The sequence below is a fragment of the Enterobacter sp. DSM 30060 genome, assembly GCF_013375955.1.
In the GTDB taxonomy this organism is placed as follows: Bacteria; Pseudomonadota; Gammaproteobacteria; order Enterobacterales; family Enterobacteriaceae; genus Enterobacter; species Enterobacter intestinihominis.
On the sequence record NZ_CP056118.1, the window covers coordinates 4,682,342 to 4,700,433 of the forward strand.

General features: G+C 55.1%; 14 protein-coding genes. 6 read left to right on the plus strand and 8 right to left on the minus strand.

Annotation, left to right across the window (positions count from 1 at the left end; translation table 11 throughout):
* Positions 1-26: 26 nt before the first annotated feature.
* Entirely contained in the window at positions 27-941 is a 915-nt protein-coding gene (locus tag HWQ15_RS22370; protein WP_169441341.1) for a DUF808 family protein, read from the minus strand.
* Between the two features lie 175 nt (positions 942-1,116).
* Between HWQ15_RS22370 and yedA the strand changes: the two genes are divergently transcribed.
* Positions 1,117-2,031, plus strand: a complete 915-nt coding sequence (yedA, locus tag HWQ15_RS22375; protein ID WP_058646935.1) for a drug/metabolite exporter YedA — start codon at positions 1,117-1,119, stop codon at positions 2,029-2,031.
* On the opposite strand, the gene HWQ15_RS22380 is transcribed toward yedA, so the two are convergent.
* Genes HWQ15_RS22380 through HWQ15_RS22390 form a run of 3 tightly spaced genes read right to left on the minus strand, consistent with a single transcriptional unit; the run spans position 2,003 to position 4,653 of the window.
* Positions 2,003-2,494, minus strand: a complete 492-nt coding sequence (locus HWQ15_RS22380) for a very short patch repair endonuclease (protein WP_022648562.1) — start codon at positions 2,492-2,494, stop codon at positions 2,003-2,005. The two genes, yedA and HWQ15_RS22380, sit on opposite strands and share 29 nt — an antisense overlap.
* Positions 2,475-3,908, minus strand: coding sequence for a DNA cytosine methyltransferase (locus HWQ15_RS22385; protein ID WP_139153369.1), 1,434 nt, complete (start codon positions 3,906-3,908; stop codon positions 2,475-2,477). The genes HWQ15_RS22380 and HWQ15_RS22385 overlap by 20 nt, the downstream gene beginning before the upstream one ends.
* 43 nt (positions 3,909-3,951) lie before the next feature.
* Positions 3,952-4,653, minus strand: a complete 702-nt coding sequence (locus HWQ15_RS22390; RefSeq protein WP_063215900.1) for a phosphohydrolase — start codon at positions 4,651-4,653, stop codon at positions 3,952-3,954.
* 294 nt (positions 4,654-4,947) lie between these two features.
* On the opposite strand from HWQ15_RS22390, the gene ompC reads away from it, so the two are divergent.
* Positions 4,948-6,114, plus strand: coding sequence for a porin OmpC (gene ompC / locus HWQ15_RS22395; protein ID WP_022648565.1), 1,167 nt, complete (start codon positions 4,948-4,950; stop codon positions 6,112-6,114).
* 55 nt (positions 6,115-6,169) lie between these two features.
* On the opposite strand, the gene HWQ15_RS22400 is transcribed toward ompC, so the two are convergent.
* Complete coding sequence (locus HWQ15_RS22400; RefSeq protein ID WP_023300495.1) at positions 6,170-7,033, minus strand: N-acetylmuramic acid 6-phosphate etherase; 864 nt, start codon at positions 7,031-7,033, stop codon at positions 6,170-6,172.
* Between the two features lie 153 nt (positions 7,034-7,186).
* Between HWQ15_RS22400 and HWQ15_RS22405 the strand changes: the two genes are divergently transcribed.
* Together HWQ15_RS22405 and dcuR are read left to right on the plus strand one after the other, a co-directional pair.
* A complete protein-coding gene (locus tag HWQ15_RS22405) occupies positions 7,187-8,803 on the plus strand; it encodes a sensor histidine kinase (RefSeq protein WP_063148552.1) in 1,617 nt (538 codons plus the stop codon).
* Positions 8,800-9,519 (plus strand): two-component system response regulator DcuR, encoded by a 720-nt coding sequence (gene dcuR / locus HWQ15_RS22410; protein WP_023300497.1) that lies wholly within the window; start codon positions 8,800-8,802, stop codon positions 9,517-9,519. Before HWQ15_RS22405 ends, dcuR begins: the two co-directional genes overlap by 4 nt.
* On the opposite strand, the gene HWQ15_RS22415 is transcribed toward dcuR, so the two are convergent.
* Positions 9,500-10,462, minus strand: coding sequence for an FAD:protein FMN transferase (locus HWQ15_RS22415; RefSeq protein WP_046619334.1), 963 nt, complete (start codon positions 10,460-10,462; stop codon positions 9,500-9,502). The two genes, dcuR and HWQ15_RS22415, sit on opposite strands and share 20 nt — an antisense overlap.
* Before the next feature lie 58 nt (positions 10,463-10,520).
* Positions 10,521-13,301, minus strand: a complete 2,781-nt coding sequence (locus HWQ15_RS22420) for a flavocytochrome c (RefSeq protein WP_063148551.1) — start codon at positions 13,299-13,301, stop codon at positions 10,521-10,523.
* Positions 13,302-13,908: 607 nt separating this feature from the next.
* On the opposite strand from HWQ15_RS22420, the gene HWQ15_RS22425 reads away from it, so the two are divergent.
* Together HWQ15_RS22425 and fumA are read left to right on the plus strand one after the other, a co-directional pair.
* A complete protein-coding gene (locus tag HWQ15_RS22425) occupies positions 13,909-15,417 on the plus strand; it encodes an anion permease (protein ID WP_074143520.1) in 1,509 nt (502 codons plus the stop codon).
* 52 nt (positions 15,418-15,469) lie between these two features.
* Positions 15,470-17,119 carry a class I fumarate hydratase FumA gene (gene fumA, locus HWQ15_RS22430; protein WP_063148550.1) on the plus strand — a complete coding sequence of 550 codons (1,650 nt, stop codon included), beginning with the start codon at positions 15,470-15,472 and terminating at the stop codon, positions 17,117-17,119.
* Here fumA and HWQ15_RS22435 read toward each other — a convergent pair.
* Complete coding sequence (locus HWQ15_RS22435) at positions 17,108-18,013, minus strand: LysR family transcriptional regulator (RefSeq protein WP_063148549.1); 906 nt, start codon at positions 18,011-18,013, stop codon at positions 17,108-17,110. The two genes, fumA and HWQ15_RS22435, sit on opposite strands and share 12 nt — an antisense overlap.
* Positions 18,014-18,092 lie beyond the last annotated feature (79 nt).

An 18,092-nucleotide genomic window follows, 5' to 3' on the forward strand; every position in this document is an offset into this window, starting at 1 on the left:
CTTTTTGCATCCGGGGTCAGCAAAAATTAATGCGATTTTCCGCGTACTTTTTCTACCAGCTTGACCACTGCCACCACAATGACACCTACGATAAAGCCCAACACAAGGTTAAGCAGCGTCGGCAGAATGGCGGCGATCACCGAACCATGTCCCGACGCCAGATGTTCAATTGCATGATGCAGCGAAGCAACGCCGTGCACGATAATACCGCCGCCGACCAGGAACATCGCCAGAGTTCCCACTATCGATAAACTTTTCATCAGCCACGGCGCCAGCACCAGCAGGCTTTTGCCGATAACGCGGGCAATGGCGCTGGATTTTTTTTCCAGCCAGAAGCCGATATCATCCAGCTTGACGATCAGACCGACCAGCCCATACACCCCAACCGTTACAAGAATGGCAATCAACGAAAGCACCATGACCTGATTCATCAGCGGTGCTTCGGATACGATCCCAAGCGTAATCGCCACAATCTCGGCCGAAAGGATGAAGTCAGTACGGATCGCACCTTTGACCTTATCGCGCTCGAACGTTTTTGGATCCTGCGCGGCCAGCGCTTCCAGACGCTGCTGGCGCATTTCCGGGGTGTCTTTCTCTTTGCGTGCGGCAAACATATGCAACACTTTTTCGGCACCCTCGAAGCACAGGAACGCCCCGCCAATCATCAGCAATGGCGTAATGGCCCAGGGTATAAAGGCGCTAATGAGAAGCGCCAGCGGAACAAGGATCACCTTGTTAATAAAGGACCCTTTCGCTACGCCCCACACCACCGGCAGCTCACGGTTCGCCCGCACGCCGCTGACCTGCTGCGCGTTAAGCGACAAGTCATCCCCCAGTACCCCGGCGGTTTTTTTCGCTGCCAGTTTCCCCATGACTGAAATGTCATCCAGCAAGGTGGCGATATCGTCCAGTAATGTTAATAAGCTACTTCCTGCCAAAATCTCTATCCTTCTTTTTTTGCTAATTAAGTGAATAGTATGGAACAAAACTCACCGCCCGGAAACAGGCACCTCACGTCAACAAAAATTTCACATTAACAACACAATTAAAGCACTCGCCAGCCCGATAGTTTTGGCGTTAACTATGAGCGAACTTTTTATTTCGTCGTGAGGGACTATGCGTTTTCGGCATTTATTACCGCTCATTGGAGCACTTTTTTCCCTGTATATCATCTGGGGATCCACCTACTTTGTCATTCGTATTGGCGTGGAAAGCTGGCCCCCGCTGATGATGGCCGGTATTCGTTTCCTTATGGCTGGCGTGCTGCTGATGGCGTTTTTATTGCTGCGCGGTCACAGGCTACCGCCGCTGCGTCCCTTGCTTAACGCCGCCCTGATTGGCCTGCTGCTGCTAGCGGTGGGCAATGGCGCAGTAACCGTCGCCGAACACCAGAACGTGCCGTCGGGCATCGCCGCCGTGGTCGTCGCGACCGTGCCGCTGTTTACGCTCTGCTTTAGTCGTCTGTTCGGGATCCGCACCCGTAAGCTCGAATGGCTGGGCATCGCGATTGGGCTTGTAGGTATTATCATGCTGAACAGCGGCGGTAACCTGAGCGGAAACCCCTGGGCTGCCGTTATGATCATGATCGGCTCGATGAGCTGGGCCTTCGGCTCAGTCTACGGCTCCCGCATTGAACTGCCCTCCGGGATGATGGCGGGTGCCATTGAAATGCTCGCGGCAGGCATCGTGCTGCTGATTGCCTCGGCGTTGACGGGTGAAAAACTGACGGCAATGCCAGATCTCTCAGGTTTCCTGGCCGTCGGGTATCTGGCCCTGTTTGGCTCGATTATTGCCATCAACGCCTATATGTACCTGATCCGCAACGTCTCACCGGCGGTTGCCACCAGCTACGCCTACGTTAACCCGGTGGTTGCCGTGCTGCTGGGTACCGGTTTTGCGGGCGAAGTGCTGTCGACGATTGAATGGCTGGCGCTGGGCGTGATTGTCTTTGCCGTGGTGCTGGTCACGCTGGGTAAATATTTACTGCCCGCGAAACCCATTGTCACGGCGTGTGAGGTGGAGAAACCGTGATCGGGTGAATGCCCTGGGTATCGATCTGCGCGGCCTGACCGCCGCCGCAGATCCACTCTTCCAGCCGCTCCGTCAGTTCCACGTCATTCAGCTTCATTCTTCCGCGCAGTGCGCACTCCCAGACAATCAGCACCCGCCAGCCCTGGGCGTAAAGCTGCGAAACATCGCGTTTATCACGCTCGACGTTCCTGCCAATCTTCTCCAGCCAGAAGTCGGTGCGTGTCGCCGGGACTTTAAACAGATAGCAGTCGTGATGATGCCAGAAACAGCCGTGGGTAAAGATGATGCATTGATACGCATCGATCACGAAATCAGGACGCCCGGCAAGCGTGGCATCCTGAACCCTGAATTCAAACCCGATGGAGGTCAGGAGGCCAGCGATCCGTTTTTCGATCGCGGTATCACGCGTGCCGATGGCACGCATGTTTTTACTGCGCGTGGCCTTATTGTGAACGTCCGCCATTGACGGCCTCACTCTGACGCAGCTGAACGGCCTTGCTGATGCGTAAGGCCAGCAGTTTTGCGACGGCGGCAAAGGCTGGCACCACCACCGAGTTGCCAAACTGACGATAGGCTTGTGTATCCGACACCGGAATGCGAAAACTGTAGCCCTGCGGCGCCTCAAAGCCCATTAAGCGGGCGCACTCGCGCGGCGTTAAGCGCCGCGGTCGGTGCTGTTGATTCTGTGGATCGTCGAAATCTTTTTCGCCCAGCGCCTTATCCCAGCCCCGATCGATAAGAATTTCCGCGCCATCTTTGTAATAGCGCGCCGACAGCGTACGCGTCACGCTGTCAGGATTAAGCGGATTGACCATGCCAAACCCAAAGCCATTGCCTTTGGCCTGATGCTTTTTGGCATAGCGATAGAGGTATTTCCACAGCACTGGCGTCAGAATGAATTTCGCATCGACGGCGGGCTCCAGCAGATCGGCCACTGTCGGACGGCGCGCCGGATACAGCGAGGGCAAATCGCGCAGCGTAAAATCGCCTTTCAGATTGAGATCGCGGCGGAATCCCACCAGCACGATGCGTTCGCGGTGCTGTGGCAGGAAGTGTTTGCCGTCGATAATTTTCGGATCGTCAGGCCCCATGTCCTCTGCATCCGCCACGTCGTAACCCAGTTCATCCAGCGTTTGCATGATAATGCGGAAGGTTTTGCCGCCGTCATGGCTCTTTAAATTCTTGACGTTCTCCAGCACAAAAATTGCCGGACGGCGGGCATCAATAATCCGGGCAACATCAAAGAACAGTGTGCCCTGCGTATCACAGGCAAAGCCGTGTGCGCGTCCCAGCGCGTTCTTTTTCGACACGCCAGCCAGTGAGAACGGCTGACACGGGAAGCCTGCCAGCAGCACATCGTGCGCCGGAAGGGTGTTGCGAATGTGCTCAGCGGCTTCTTCGTCGCTGACGCCGGTTTTGTGGCTCAGGGTGACGTCGCGGATGTCGGCATTGAACTGGTGCTCGTCGGGGTCGCAGTACCAGTTCGCCTTATAGGTGCGGACGGCATGTTTGTTCCATTCACTGGTGAACACGCACTGCCCGCCAATAGCTTCAAAGCCATGGCGAATGCCGCCAATACCGGCAAAGAGATCGATAAAGCGAAAGGCATAATTCGGATGCGCAGCAGGCGGGTGCGGCAGCAGGTTACGCAGATAACAGAACTCGCCGTCGCTCAGGCGGTGCCCTGCCCTGTCGCTTATCAGCAGCCGCTTGAGTATTGCCGGGCTCCAGTGGCTCTCGCCATGTGCCACCAGCTGGTTTGCCAGCGTTTTAGCATCATACATTTCCAGCAGCTGACGCAGGAGTGCCTGCACGGCTGCCGTTGATTTCTCAACCCGCTCAGGCGCGGGCACAGTCACTGATCGATTTTCCTGCATTCTCTTAACCGGACAATAAAGACAGAAAACAGAGTACCACAGTTCAGGATCGCACACTGCGACGGAAATGGGTCAATATCTGGCTGTCGGTTCCGAGGTAATCGCCCTGTAATTCGGCACTCAGCTTCGCCATAAACTGGATCAGAAAATCGGCATTGTGACGCGCAAGTTCGCGTCCCCGTGCGGTTTGCATGGTGTCCGGCAGGCGCAGGAGTTTGGTCTGAAAGTGATCGAGCGCGAAAGCTTTATCATCCAGCGCACGCGCCCCGGCAAACGGGTCGTCGGCATCAAACAACGCGGTGCCCAGCGCACCGGACACGGCAAAGACGCGCGCAAGGCCGATGGCGCCTAACGCCTCCAGCCGGTCGGCATCCTGGACCGTTTTGGCCTCCGGGCTTTGCGGCGCGATACCGGCACTGAAGCTGTGCGCTTCAATGGCATGCTCAACGGCCGCATACCGATCGGGCGGAAAATCAGGAAAATCGCGGCTCAGGATCTGGCGCGTTTCTCGCGCTGCCAGCCGCGAGGAGTGACTACGCTGCGGGTGATTTTTCGGCAGGCTGACAATGTCATGGAAGTAGCATGCGGTCAGCACAACCAGCGGATCGCATTCCCCGTCAGCCATAATGTGCTGCGCCGTCATCCAGACGCGGCGAAAATGGGCGATATCGTGCGCCGCATCATCAGTAAAATGATTTTCGTCGAGCCAGCGCTCAAAACGGTGCTGCCACTGCGCAAGTTCCATCATCCCATCCTGTTGCTCAAAAGAGAGTGAATTATAATACACCCGAATCAAAACCCTTAATAAATAGAATTTAGAAATACTTAATAATAATTACCCGCTATATTTTCAATGAATTAATTCACACGAAAAATAAAGAGATAAAAAGAAATATTTTGTAATATTTTGTAATATTTTTACTAGTTTAATTACATTTATTTTTGAACCTAAATAATAATCCATAGAATAGTATCAGCCATGTAGTTACGGAGGGTAATTACATATATTCAGACAATTTATATTTAAAGGGAATATATAATGAAAAGAAAAGTTCTGGCAATTCTCGTACCCGCGTTATTAATGGCTGGCGCAGCAAATGCGGCGGAAATGTATAACAAAGACGGCAACAAAGTTGACCTGTACGGTAAAGTTGATGCACGTCATACCTTCTCCGACAACCCAGGCGACGACGGCGATGAAACCTATGTCCAGATTGGTTTCAAAGGCGAAACACAAATTAATAACGATCTTATTGGTTACGGCCAGTGGGAATATAAAACCTACGCTAACGATACCGAAGGCGCAGGCGACACCTCTTTTAACCGTCTGGCCTTTGCTGGCCTGAAATACGGCGAATATGGCTCATTCGATTATGGCCGTAATTACGGCGTCGTGTATGACGTTGAAGCCTGGACCGATATGCTGCCAGTATTTGGTGGCGACTCCTATACCTGGACCGACAACTATATGGTTGGCCGTACTAACGGTGTGGCGACCTACCGTAATAATGACTTCTTCGGTCTGGTTAACGGCCTGAACTTTGCACTGCAATATCAGGGTGCTAATGAAGGTGCTAACGCAAACGAAAATCAGGAAGGCACCAAAAACGGCCATGATGATGTTCGTTTCCAGAACGGCGACGGCTTCGGTATGTCAACTACCTATGACTTCGATTTCGGTCTGTCGCTGGGTGCCGCTTATTCATCGTCTGACCGTACCAACGACCAGGTTGCTTACGGCGCAGGTACCTATAATCGCTTCAGCAAATATGCCGGCGGTGAACGTGCGGAAGCGTGGACAATCGGTGCAAAATACGATGCGAATGATGTCTACCTGGCAATGATGTATGCGGAAACCCGCAACATGACTCCGTACGGCAACGATGGCATCGCCAACAAAACTCAGAACTTTGAAGCCGTAGCACAGTACCAGTTTGACTTCGGTCTGCGTCCATCCCTGGCGTGGGTCTATTCAAAAGGCATCGATTTGGGTGGTAACGATTATCATCCAGGCAATGGTTATGACTATGTTGACCAGGATCTGGTTAACTACATCGACGTGGGCATGACCTACAGCTTCAACAAGAACTTCTCCACCTACGTTGATTATAAAATCAACCTGCTGGACGAAGATGATGCCTTCTACAATGACAACGGTATTGCAACCGATGACATCGTTGGCATCGGTATGATCTACCAGTTCTGATCCCCATAAATAGCAAAGCCCGCAACGCGGGCTTTTTTTATTTGACGCTGAAATATTACGGCGCTTCCTGCAAGGCCAGGCGAACAAACCCGTTATTCTGCGCCAGTAATTCATGTGCTTTCCAGGCATCCATACCCGTCAGCACCATTAGCACCGCCGTTTTACACTGATGGTTACAGCTTTCCAGCGCCGCCTTCGCCTGCGCCCGGGAGCATCCCCCCGCTTCCATTACAATGGCAATTTGTCGCTCGGCCCATCTGGTATTGCTTGCCTCCAGATCAACACGCAGGTTGCTGTACACCCGTCCTGTCCGTATCGCCAGACCGGTGGTGACCATATGCATTATCATGCTTTGCGCAATGCCCGCTTTGGCGTTGGTATACCCGGCAACCACATCCGCGCCCAGATCGGGGGCAATAACCATGCTCGCCAGCTGCGCCGCTTCACTCTGCGCATCCTCCGTAATGAGCGCGACCGTTGAGCCCAGAGACCACGCATGACGCATCGCGCCCCAAACCCATGGCGTTTTGCCGCTGACGGACAGCGCCAGCATCATGTCGTGCTCGCCGAATTTTATCGTCTGAAGGTCGGCAACGCCGCGCGCGTAGCTTCCGGCGTTATCGCCTGCTGTCATCGCAATGACCGGATGTTTTCCCGGCGCGAACGCTTCTGCCGCCTGCTTCGCCACGCCTCCGGACGCGCCTGCGCCGATCAGCACCAGACGTCCGCCGTGACTTAGCGTCGCCGCCGCGTTATCCACCACGCGAGCCAGCATACTTAAGTGAGGGGTAAGTGCAGAAGAGATTTGTGCGTCATCCTGGTGTATGACATTAAGCATATCCAGCGTAGATAATCTGTCGATGTTCATCGTGCTGGCGTGCCGTCTTTCCCTGGCCGTACCGGTAAGCATAATGCTCATAAACTGCCTCCTTATTATGAGTACCCCCACACTATAAAGTGTTTTATACAGGTCACATGAGAGAAGGCTCACGAAACGCCTCTCTTTACATGGCTTTATGAAATGCCCGTCATCAGCGATAATTAGCCCTTTCTTTTTCATCGCGGAGTGTTAATGAGCGATTTGCAGCCCTTCCCCCCGACGCGCAAGCGCCCTATGAAGCTGAATACGCTGGTTACGCTGATGGTGTGCGCCATTATCGGCTCTGTGCTGCTGGTGGTCTTCGCGCTGTACTCTGTGCAGATCACCCGTGCCACGCGCGATGACGTGAAAGATACTGCGCTGGGTATCGCCCGAACGCTGGCCGACAGCCCGGAGATCAAGCGTGGCCTGATGGAATCGCCGCAGGCCGGCATCATCCAGCCGATTGCCCAGGCGGTTACGAAGCGCAACGACCTGCTGTTTACCGTGGTTACCGACCTGCGTGGGATCCGCTATTCCCATCCAAACGAAGCGCTGTTAGGTTTGCATTTTATTGGCGACGATCTGACGCCCGCCCTCGAAGGGAAAGAGAATGTCTCCGTGAACCGCGGCGCGCTCGCGGAAGCACTGCGCGTTTTTACGCCCGTTTATGACGATCGGCACGACCAGATCGGCGTGGTCGTGGTGGGTATTTCGCTGAATAAAGTTGAAGATCAGATTGCCCGCGGTCGGCTCAATGCCGTGTGGACCATCTTATTCAGCGTTCTGATGAGCTCAGTGGCGATATGGGGTCTGGTCCGGGTTCTGAAACGTATTCTCTTCGGGCTGGAGCCTTACGAGATCTCCGCCCTCTTTGAGCAGCGCCAGGCCATGTTGCAGTCCCTGCGCGAAGGCGTGATGGCTGTTGATATGCACGGGCGCGTGACGATGATTAACCACACCGCCAGAGAAATTTTGCTCATGAGCTCGGGTGAGCACTCCGAGAGCAGCGGCGAACCATTGCTGGTCAGCCTGCGGGAAGTGGCGAAAACCGGCATTGCTCGCCAGGATCAAGAGATCGGCTGTAACGGACGGCTACTGCTGTGCAACATGGTCCCCGTGAAAAGCCAGAATCAGGTCATCGGGGCAATCAGCACCTTCCGCGATAAGACCGAAATCAGCCAGTTAATGCAGCGTATCGATGGTATGGTCAACTATGTTGATGCCCTGCGCTCACATACGCATGAGTTTATGAACAAGCTGCACGTGATCCTCGGCCTGCTGCACATGAAGCGCTACGATAAGCTGGAAGAGTACATCATCCAGACCGCACAGAATTATCAGACGGATATCGGCGCGATACAGCGCAAGGTTAAATCGCCGGTCATTGCGGGTTTCCTGCTGGGTAAAATCAACCGCGCCAAAGAGGCGGGAGTGACCCTGACGCTGGCCGAGGAGAGTCAGCTTCCTGACACCAGCAATGAAGAGCAGGTTGCGGTTCTGATCACCGTGCTGGGCAATTTAATCGAAAATGCCCTGGATGCGATGGAAGGTCAGCCGGAAGGCGAGATCGGCCTGCTGCTGCATTATCAGAACGGCTGGCTGAGCGGTGAGGTCAGCGATGACGGTCCCGGCATTGATCCCGAGCGGCTGGAGGCTATTTTTACAAAGGGCTACTCAACAAAAGGTGAAAACCGTGGCGTTGGGCTGTTCCTTGCACGTCAGCAGATCCAGAACCTGGGCGGAGATATTACCGTCGAGTCGGAGCCTGGCGTATTTACCCAATTTTTTGTTCAGATCCCCTGGGATAGCGAGAGGAATATCGCGTGATAAATGTATTAATTGTCGATGATGACGCCATGGTAGCCGACCTCAACCGTCTGTATGTTAACCGCGTTGAGGGTTTTAACTGCTGCGGCGTCGCTTCCACGCTCAACCAGGCCGAAGCATTGATCGCAAACCCAGGCCAGCCGATCGATCTGGTGCTGCTGGATGTCTATATGCAGCAGGATAACGGGCTGGATCTATTGCCCATCATCCGGGCATCGGGCCGCCCGATTGACGTTATCATGATTTCGTCAGCCTCCGACGCCGCAACGATCCAGACGTCGATGCACTATGGCGTGGTGGATTACCTGATTAAACCGTTCCAGTTCCCGCGTTTTGAAGAGGCGCTGAACGGCTGGAAGGCAAAGCGCAGTCTGATGGGCTCGCATCAGTATTATGAACAGGCCGACGTCGACAGGCTGATCCACGGCGGCGCGCCGGAGCTGGCCGACAGCAAAAAATTACCGAAAGGCTTAACGCCGCAGACGCTGCGCACCATTTGCCAGTGGATCGACAGCCATCCGGAGATAGAATTTTCCACCGACGATCTGGCGAATGCGGTCAACATTTCCCGCGTCTCCTGCCGCAAATACCTGATCTGGCTGGCGCAAATCAATATCCTGTTCACCAGCATTCACTACGGCGCCACCGGTCGACCGGTATATCGCTACCGTTTGCAGCCGGAACAGGTCGGCCTGCTCAAACAGTACTGCCAGTAATTCGGTAGCTGTCGTCCAGAAGGGTAAAACGGAAGTGGTGCATCGAGGAGATCACCACTTCTTTTGTTTTGGTGACAAAAATGGCTTCAATATCGGGGCGCGAACGCAGCGCGGCGCAGCCCTGCTCCACGCCCATGCCGTAGATCAGCGTGGTCCAGATATCGCCGTCGAGGGAGTCTTGCGAAATAATCGTCACGCTGTCCAGTTCGTTATCCAGCGGGTAGCCGGTACGCGGGTCAAGTATGTGATGATAACGTTTGCCGTTCTGCTCGAAGTAGCGCTCATAGGTGCCTGACGTCACAACCGACCGGTTTTCTACCGTTATGGCGCCAATCAGCGCATCACCGGCGAACGGTTTTTTCAGCCCGACGCGCCAGCCACCCTCCGGCGAGCCTAACGTCTGGACGTTGCCACCAAGGTTGATCAACCCGAGTTCGGCGCCCTCTTTATGCAGGTAATCCCGCACCCTGTCGGCGATATAACCTTTGGCGATAGCCCCCAGATCGATCTCCATTCCCTGGCGTGTAAGAAACACGCTGCTGTTGGCGTCATCCAGTACCACGTTCGCAGGATCCGTGATACTCAGCAAGGCGGCGATCTCGTCCGCGGGCGGTACAGTGTCCCCCTTAAAGCCAATTTTCCAGCGTTTGACCAGCGGACCTATCGCCAGGTTGAACGCACTGTCTGTAGGCAGGCTGGCCGCTTTCGCGCAGCGGATCAGGTCAAACACCGGGCGACTGACGACAACCGGATGCTGACCGGCAGCATGGTTGACATCCATCACCTGCGAATCCGCACGGTTGACGGTGAGGAGATCTTCGTACTGTTTGATCAGGCGAAACACGCGGGACGCGAGGGCTTCGTCATGGGAGAAGAGTTTCAGGAGGATGGGCGAGCCCATCAGAACGGCGTTGTAGCTGTAAACGCGATGGCTATCAGGCATTGCATAAGTCCTCAGATGTAGCCCCGGCAAGCACCGCGCCGCCGGGGAAACAGGAGCCTTACCGTGTTTTCGAACGCATAGCCGCCTGATGTCCGGCAAGCGTACCAAAAATAATGATATCTGCCACCGCATTACCACCGATGCGGTTACCGCCGTGGATACCCCCGACAACCTCACCCGCAGCAAACGCTCCCGGCAATACGTTGTGGTTGCTGTCCAGCACGCAGGTTTCTGTATTGATGGTCACACCGCCCATGGTGTGGTGCACGCCCGGCGCAATCTGAATGGCATAGAACGGCCCTTCGTTGATAGGCGCACGCAGCGCGGTGGTGCGGCCAAAATCATCGTCATGCTGTTTTTCCACAAAGCCGTTGTAGCGTTCCAGCGTTGCCAGGAACTGGTGGTGATCCATCCCCAGCGCTTCCGCCAGGGCTTTTGGCGAGCTGGCGCTGGTGACAAACCCTTTCGCGATGTACTCATCCGCGGCTTTGTTTTTGGCGCGAACATGCTCGTCAAAGACGATGTAAGCGTATTTCTCCGGCAGCGCGATGATTTGCGCCGAGACTTTGTCGCGGGTCGACATTTCGTTATAGAAGCGGTTGCCCTGCTGGTTTACCAGAATCGCCCCGCCGCCGCGGATGGATTCGGAAATCAGGTACGACGTTTTCTGCTCAACGGTTGGGTGGATCTGGATTTCGCCCATATCGACGGTGCCTGCGCCAATACGCTCCAGCAGCGCGATACCGCCGCCGGTTGCGCCTTTGTGGTTAGTCGTCACGAACCCTTCCAGGTCCGGACGGTATTTCACCACCATCTGGCTGTTGGCGCTGAAGCCGCCCGTCGCGACAATTACGCTTTTAGTTGCCACGGTGAGGGTTTCGTTCTCTTCGGTGGTCAGACGCACGCCGGTCACTTCGCCGTTTTCGAAGATGATGTCGCTCACGGAGGTATCCAGCATCACCTCGATGTTGCGTTTGTTGACATTGCGCACCAGGCCGCTAATCAGATATCCGCCCACCGCGGAACCGTCTTTCGGACGGTGCGTACGGTCGATGCTCATCCCGCCGGTGGTGGTGATGTCGTTCAGCATAATGCCGCGCGTTGCCAGCCATTCGATGGCCTGCGGCGCGTTCTCGACAAAGCGACGCAGCAGTTCAGGGTTGTTCTTATTGCCACCGCCTTTCAGGCTTTCCTGGTAGAACAGCTCTTTGCTGTCCTGAATGCCCTTCACGCGCTGGAAGCGGGTCTCCGCCGCGTTCATCCCGGCAGAGGCTTTAATGGTGTTCCCGCCAATAGTCGGCATTTTCTCAACGATCAGCACGCTCGCGCCTTCGTCGTGAGCCTGAATCGCCGCCGCCAGACCGGCGCCGCCGCTGCCGACCACCACCACGTCCACGCTTTTAGTCTCATTCGGGTCAGCGCCCTCTTCTGCCGCCAGCGCTTTGCTGGATTTCAGCATCGCCTTCGAGACCGCTTTTTTCACCGCCTCGCTCTGGCTGGTTGCGCCGGTGATAGCATCCACGTGCGGGGTATTGGCATCCAGAATTCGGGTACGGATCTCTTCGAAGCTGGTGACAAACTCGACGTCTTCACTCGGGCCGGAGGCCAATTCGATATCGGCAATACGATCGGTTTCGAGGCTGACGTTAATCACCAGTTCGTTAGCATCGTCCTGCACTTTTTCAATAAAGGTGCCCGGTTTGAATTTAGATTCGCCCATGCTCATGTCGCGGATCATCGCTTCCACCAGCGAGAAGCGCCACAGCGGTTCCGGGATGCTCAGTTCTTCGCGTCGGGTACTGTCCATAAACAGCTCCAGGCTTTCGCCCGCCGCGATGCGATCGGTCCAGTCCGGATAGGCGATGGTGGCGCGGCCAACGGCAATCAGGTCGTAACCGTGATCCAGCGCTTCATTCACATCCGTGGCATTCACCACGCCGCCAACGCCCATCACCGGTACCTGCGCCAGCGTGTCAGAGCGCATGGCGCAGTATTTTTCGATAAGTGGCGTCGGGTCCTGAGTATCGACGATAGAAGGACGCAGGGCGGCGCCAAGGGAGAAGTGCAGATAATCCACCCCACGAGCGGCCAGTTTTTCCAGCAGATACAGGGTGTCTTCGAAGCGAATGCCGGGGACTTCCAGCTCTTCCGGTGAGAAACGGTAGCCAATGATAAACGCGTCGTCCGCGTACTGGCGCACCATCTTATGGGTAATGTCCAGCACCGCCAGCGGGAATTTCGCACGGTTATCGCGGCTGCCACCCCACTCGTCGTCGCGCTGATTAGAGTTCGGGGAGTAGAACTGCTGGATCAGATAGGTATTCGCCCCGTGGATTTCGACGCCATCGAAGCCGGCCTGAATTGCGCGGCGTACGGCTTCGCCGAACTTGCCGATCATGCCTTCCACTTCTTCTGAAGTCAGAGCAACCGGCGTCGCGGCACCGTCACGCGGCGCGGCAACCGCGCTTGGGCCAACCGGCGTGCGGCCGCCGATCAGTTTTGGGTCGACCATACGGCCGCCGTGGTAAATTTGCAGAAGGGCTTTGGAACCTTTGGACTTAATGGCGTCAGCGATTTTTGCCAGTCCGGCGATTTTTTCGTCGTTATCAATACCAATTGCGCCCGGGAACGCAAGGCCGAGATCGTCAACAAAACAGCATTCAACGATAATGGTGCCGATGCTGCCAGCGCGGGCACGGTAGTACTCCACCAGCTCGCTGCTCACGGTGCCATCGTAATACCCCGTACAGGTTGTCATCGGGGCCATTAACAAACGGTTTTTCAGTTCAGTACCATTCGGTAATGTGAAGGGGCTTAAAATACGTTCGTTAGTGCTCATAATAGAAACTCCAAACTTTAAAAATTAAGAATTCGTTATCGGTATGGATTTTTTATTTCGTGTTTTTGCCGATGTCATGACATTAATATAAAGCTTTTTTAGTTTCTAAAGTCATTACGTTAGTTAATAAACTATTTAATCCCTGCGATAACATTAATAACACATTGGTGTTAGCTCGAATGTTTTATACGTTCACATTAATTTAAAAAAAGTTAAATCAACAATGGTAAAGCCAATACACCAATCACATCAAAAACCCTTTAAAATCAAAACTTAAAACACAGTCCAAATTAATAATGTTATAGAATTGATAAATAAAATGCTTAAAAATAGCGAATAACCACACTACTCAGAGTGGTTATTATAAAAAGTATAAAATTACGTCCTCAATTCTGTTTTTTTGATCGCGATCAATAGTAATGGCATCCAAAGGCGCAATATAAAAACATCATCATTTTTTATTTAGCGCAAACAATAATGCGTTAAATCGCTATTACTGAAAACACAAAAACGCACCTTAAATAACTAAAAAAAGCAAAACGAATAAAGCAATCGAATTTGTGTTTTCGCTGTACGACGAATTTTTGACAACTTAAGACGTGAAACTATGAAAACAAAAACTGCTGTAACGCCTCCTGCGGCGAATCTGGCATCAAATGGAACAGCAAAACGCCTGCTGATGATGGCCCTGCCCGTCATTGTCGCCGTCCTGCTGTTGTTTGTCCCCGTTCCGGAAGGTCTGCCGCCTTATGCGTGGCACTACTTCGCCATCTTTGTTGGCGTCATCGTCGGGTTGATTTTCGAACCTCTGCCGGGCGCCGTAATCGGCCTCACCGGCGTGGTGGCGATTGCGCTGTGCAGCCAGTGGGTGCTCTTTAGCCCCGAACAGCTGGCTGACCCGAAATTCAAGCTGGCGGGCGCCTCCTTTAAATGGGCGGTGAGCGGGTTTGGTAACTCCACCGTCTGGCTGATCTTCGGTGCCTTTATGTTCGCCGCAGGCTACGACAAAACCCGCTTCGGCCGCCGTCTGGCGCTGATTCTGGTGAAGTACCTGGGCCGTCGCAGCCTGACGCTCGGTTACGCCATTACCTTCGCGGACCTGCTGCTGGCCCCGTTCACCCCGTCCAATACCGCGCGCAGCGGTGGGACCATCTACCCGATTATCGCTAACCTGCCGCCGTTGTACGGTTCACAACCCAACGACCCAAGCGCGCGCAAAATCGGTTCCTATCTGATGTGGGTGGCAATCACCGCGGCTTGTATCACCAGCTCGATGTTCCTTTCCGCTCTGGCACCTAACCTGCTGGCACTGGCGCTGGTGAAAAGCACCGTTGGAATTGATATCTCCTGGGGGACCTGGTTCCTCGCCTTCCTGCCGCTGGGTATCCTGCTGATCCTGACCATGCCGCTGCTGGCCTACTGGTTCTACCCGCCAGAAGTGAAGGTAAACAATGAAGTACCACTGTGGGCGACCCGCGAACTGGAAAAACTGGGCAAACTGTCGCGCAATGAGATCCTGCTGCTGGTGTTCGTGTGCTGCGCGCTTCTGATGTGGATCTTCGCCGCGGCGTGGATTGAACCGGCCATGGCTGCCCTGCTGATCGTTGGCCTGATGCTGTGGACCGGCGTGCTGGAGTGGAACGACATCACCGGCAACAAAGCCGCGTGGAATACCTTCGTCTGGTTCGCCACCCTGGTGGCACTGGCGGATGGTCTCTCCTCCACCGGCTTTATCAGCTGGCTGGGTAAAGAAGGCGGCATGCTGATGAGCGGTATCTCTCCGGGTGTCGCCACCATCGTCCTGCTGCTGGCGTTCTACCTGCTGCACTACCTGTTCGCCAGCACCACCGCGCACACCACGGCGCTGCTGCCTGCGATGCTGACCATCGCCTCCACCATTCCGGGCATGAATATGGAAGTGTTCGTCCTGCTGATGGTGACCTCGCTGGGCGTGATGGGGATCATCACCCCGTACGGTACTGGCCCAAGCCCGATTTACTACGGTAGCGGCTACCTGCCAACCAAAGACTACTGGCGCCTCGGCACTATCTTCGGCGCCATCTTCCTGGCAGCACTGCTGCTGATTGGTTACCCGTGGATGTCCATGATGTTCTGATTTCTGACCGCCGGACATTTCCTCCGGCGGTTAAATTTTTGTGGAGCAAGCTATGTCAAACAAACCCTTTATCTACCAGAACCCCTTCCCACTCGCGCATGACGACACCGAATATTATCTGCTGACCAAAGAGCACGTTTCCGTTGCCGAGTTCGACGGTCAGGAAGTGCTGAAAGTCGAGCCAGAGGCGTTGACCCTGCTGGCCCAGCAGGCCTTCCACGACGCGGCGTTTATGCTGCGCACCTCTCACCAGAAGCAGGTTGCGGCTATTCTGAGCGACCCGGAAGCCAGCGAGAACGATAAGTACGTCGCCCTGCAATTCCTGCGCAATTCCGAGATTGCGGCGAAAGGCGTGCTGCCGACCTGCCAGGATACCGGCACCGCGATTATTATGGGTAAGAAAGGCCAGCGCGTCTGGACCGGCGGCGGTGACGAAGCAGCGCTGAGCCAGGGCGTGTATAACACCTATATTGAAGACAACCTGCGCTACTCGCAGAATGCGGCGCTGGATATGTATAAAGAGGTGAATACTGGCACCAACCTGCCCGCGCAGATCGACCTCTACAGCGTGAATGGTGACGAGTACAAATTCCTCTGCATGGCGAAAGGCGGCGGTTCCGCCAACAAAACTTATCTGTATCAGGAAACCAAAGCGCTGATCACCCCGGCGAAGCTGAAAAATTATCTGGTTGAGAAGATGCGGACCCTCGGCACCGCGGCCTGCCCGCCTTACCATATCGCCTTCGTTATCGGCGGCACCTCCGCGGAAGCTACGCTGAAAACCGTCAAGCTCGCCTCTGCGCGCTACTACGATAGCCTGCCAACCGAAGGCAATGCGCACGGCCAGGCGTTCCGCGACGTCCAGCTCGAGCAGGAACTGCTTCAGGAAGCGCAAAACCTCGGCCTTGGCGCGCAGTTTGGCGGGAAATACTTCGCCCACGATATTCGCGTGCTCCGTCTGCCGCGCCACGGTGCCTCCTGCCCGATCGGCATGGGCGTCTCCTGCTCCGCTGACCGTAATATCAAAGCGAAAATCAACCGCAACGGGATCTGGATTGAGAAGCTGGAGCACAATCCGGGCCAGTATATTCCTGAATCCCTGCGCCAGCAGGGAGAAGGCGACGTGGTAAGCATTGATCTGAACAAGCCGATGCCCGATATTCTGGCGCAGCTTTCCGCGCACCCGGTCTCCACCCGCCTGTCGTTGAATGGCACCATTATTGTGGCACGCGACATCGCCCATGCGAAGCTGAAAGAACTGCTCGATAACGGCGAAGCCCTGCCGCAGTACGTCAAAGATCACCCGATTTACTATGCAGGCCCGGCCAAAACGCCAGAAGGTTACGCGTCTGGCTCCTTAGGTCCAACCACCGCCGGGCGTATGGACTCCTACGTGGACTTATTGCAATCCCACGGTGCGAGCATGATCATGCTGGCGAAAGGTAACCGCAGCCAGCAGGTGACGGACGCCTGCCATAAGCACGGCGGCTTCTACCTCGGCAGCATTGGCGGCCCGGCGGCGGTGCTGGCGCAAAACAGCATCAAGAGTCTGGAGTGCGTGGCGTATCCGGAACTGGGAATGGAAGCGATCTGGAAAATTGAAGTGGAGAACTTCCCGGCGTTTATCCTGGTGGATGACAAAGGCAACGATTTCTTCCAGCAGATCCAGAACAAGCAGTGCAAAGGCTGTTCACAGCGCTGAGTCTTTCCACAATGACGGCAGCAGCGACAGCGTTTCATTAATTAACCCGCGCTTGTCGCTGCCCGGTTTCCAGATCGTCACCATCGTTTGACCGATCCCCTGGCTGCCCACTTCGGTGTGCAGCCTTTTTACGTTTTGCCATCGCGCCGCCTGAAGATGCGTCGGCAAAAATCCCCAGCCGCACCCTTTCTCCAGCAGGCCGCGCAGCATCTCCAGTTCGTTAGTGAAAAGCGTGTGCCCTGAAATTTGCAGGCGACGGGCAACCGGCTCGTCTGACGCGGCATGCATAATCACCTGCGGAACCAGAGAGAGATCGAGCAGCGACACCGGCGACTCAACCTCCGCAAAAAGCGCCGTTGCGGCGTAAAAATCCATTTCGATCGCCCCTAGCGCCCGCCACTCCATCTCATTGCCCACGCTGCGGTTGCGCGCCTGGCAGATCCCCAGATCGGCCTGACCGTCCGCCAGCATGGCTTCCGCCTCATCGCGCGATGCGCTGGTCAGGCTCAGGCGGATCTTTTTCGCCGCCAGTGTGGCAATCAGCGCCTGTAAAAAAGCTCTGGGGGTGAACGGATCGTAAACGAGGGCAATGTCCTGCGTGGCGCTGTCCGGCACCGATCGGGCAAACGCCTCAAATGCTTTGACCTGCCGCATCAGCAGGTGCGCCTGCCGCTGAAGCTGCTCCCCCTCCGGCGTCAGGCGCAGGCTGCGCCCCTCCCGCAGGAACAGAGCGTAGCCCAGCCCATCCTCAAGAAAATCGATCAGATCCCGCAAGGTTGTACGATCTTTGCCGAGTTTACTGGCCGCCTTCATCAGGCTGCCGTGCTCAGCGACGGCGGTGAACGCTTCAAGTTGGGCAAAGGAATAGATCAGTGATGCCACGTCATTCTCCACGCGATTTTTCCGGGGGATTTTCCCCCATAACGCGTTTTTTATTATAGGCCGCAGGTTCTTAAACTGAAGTCCTTCCTGA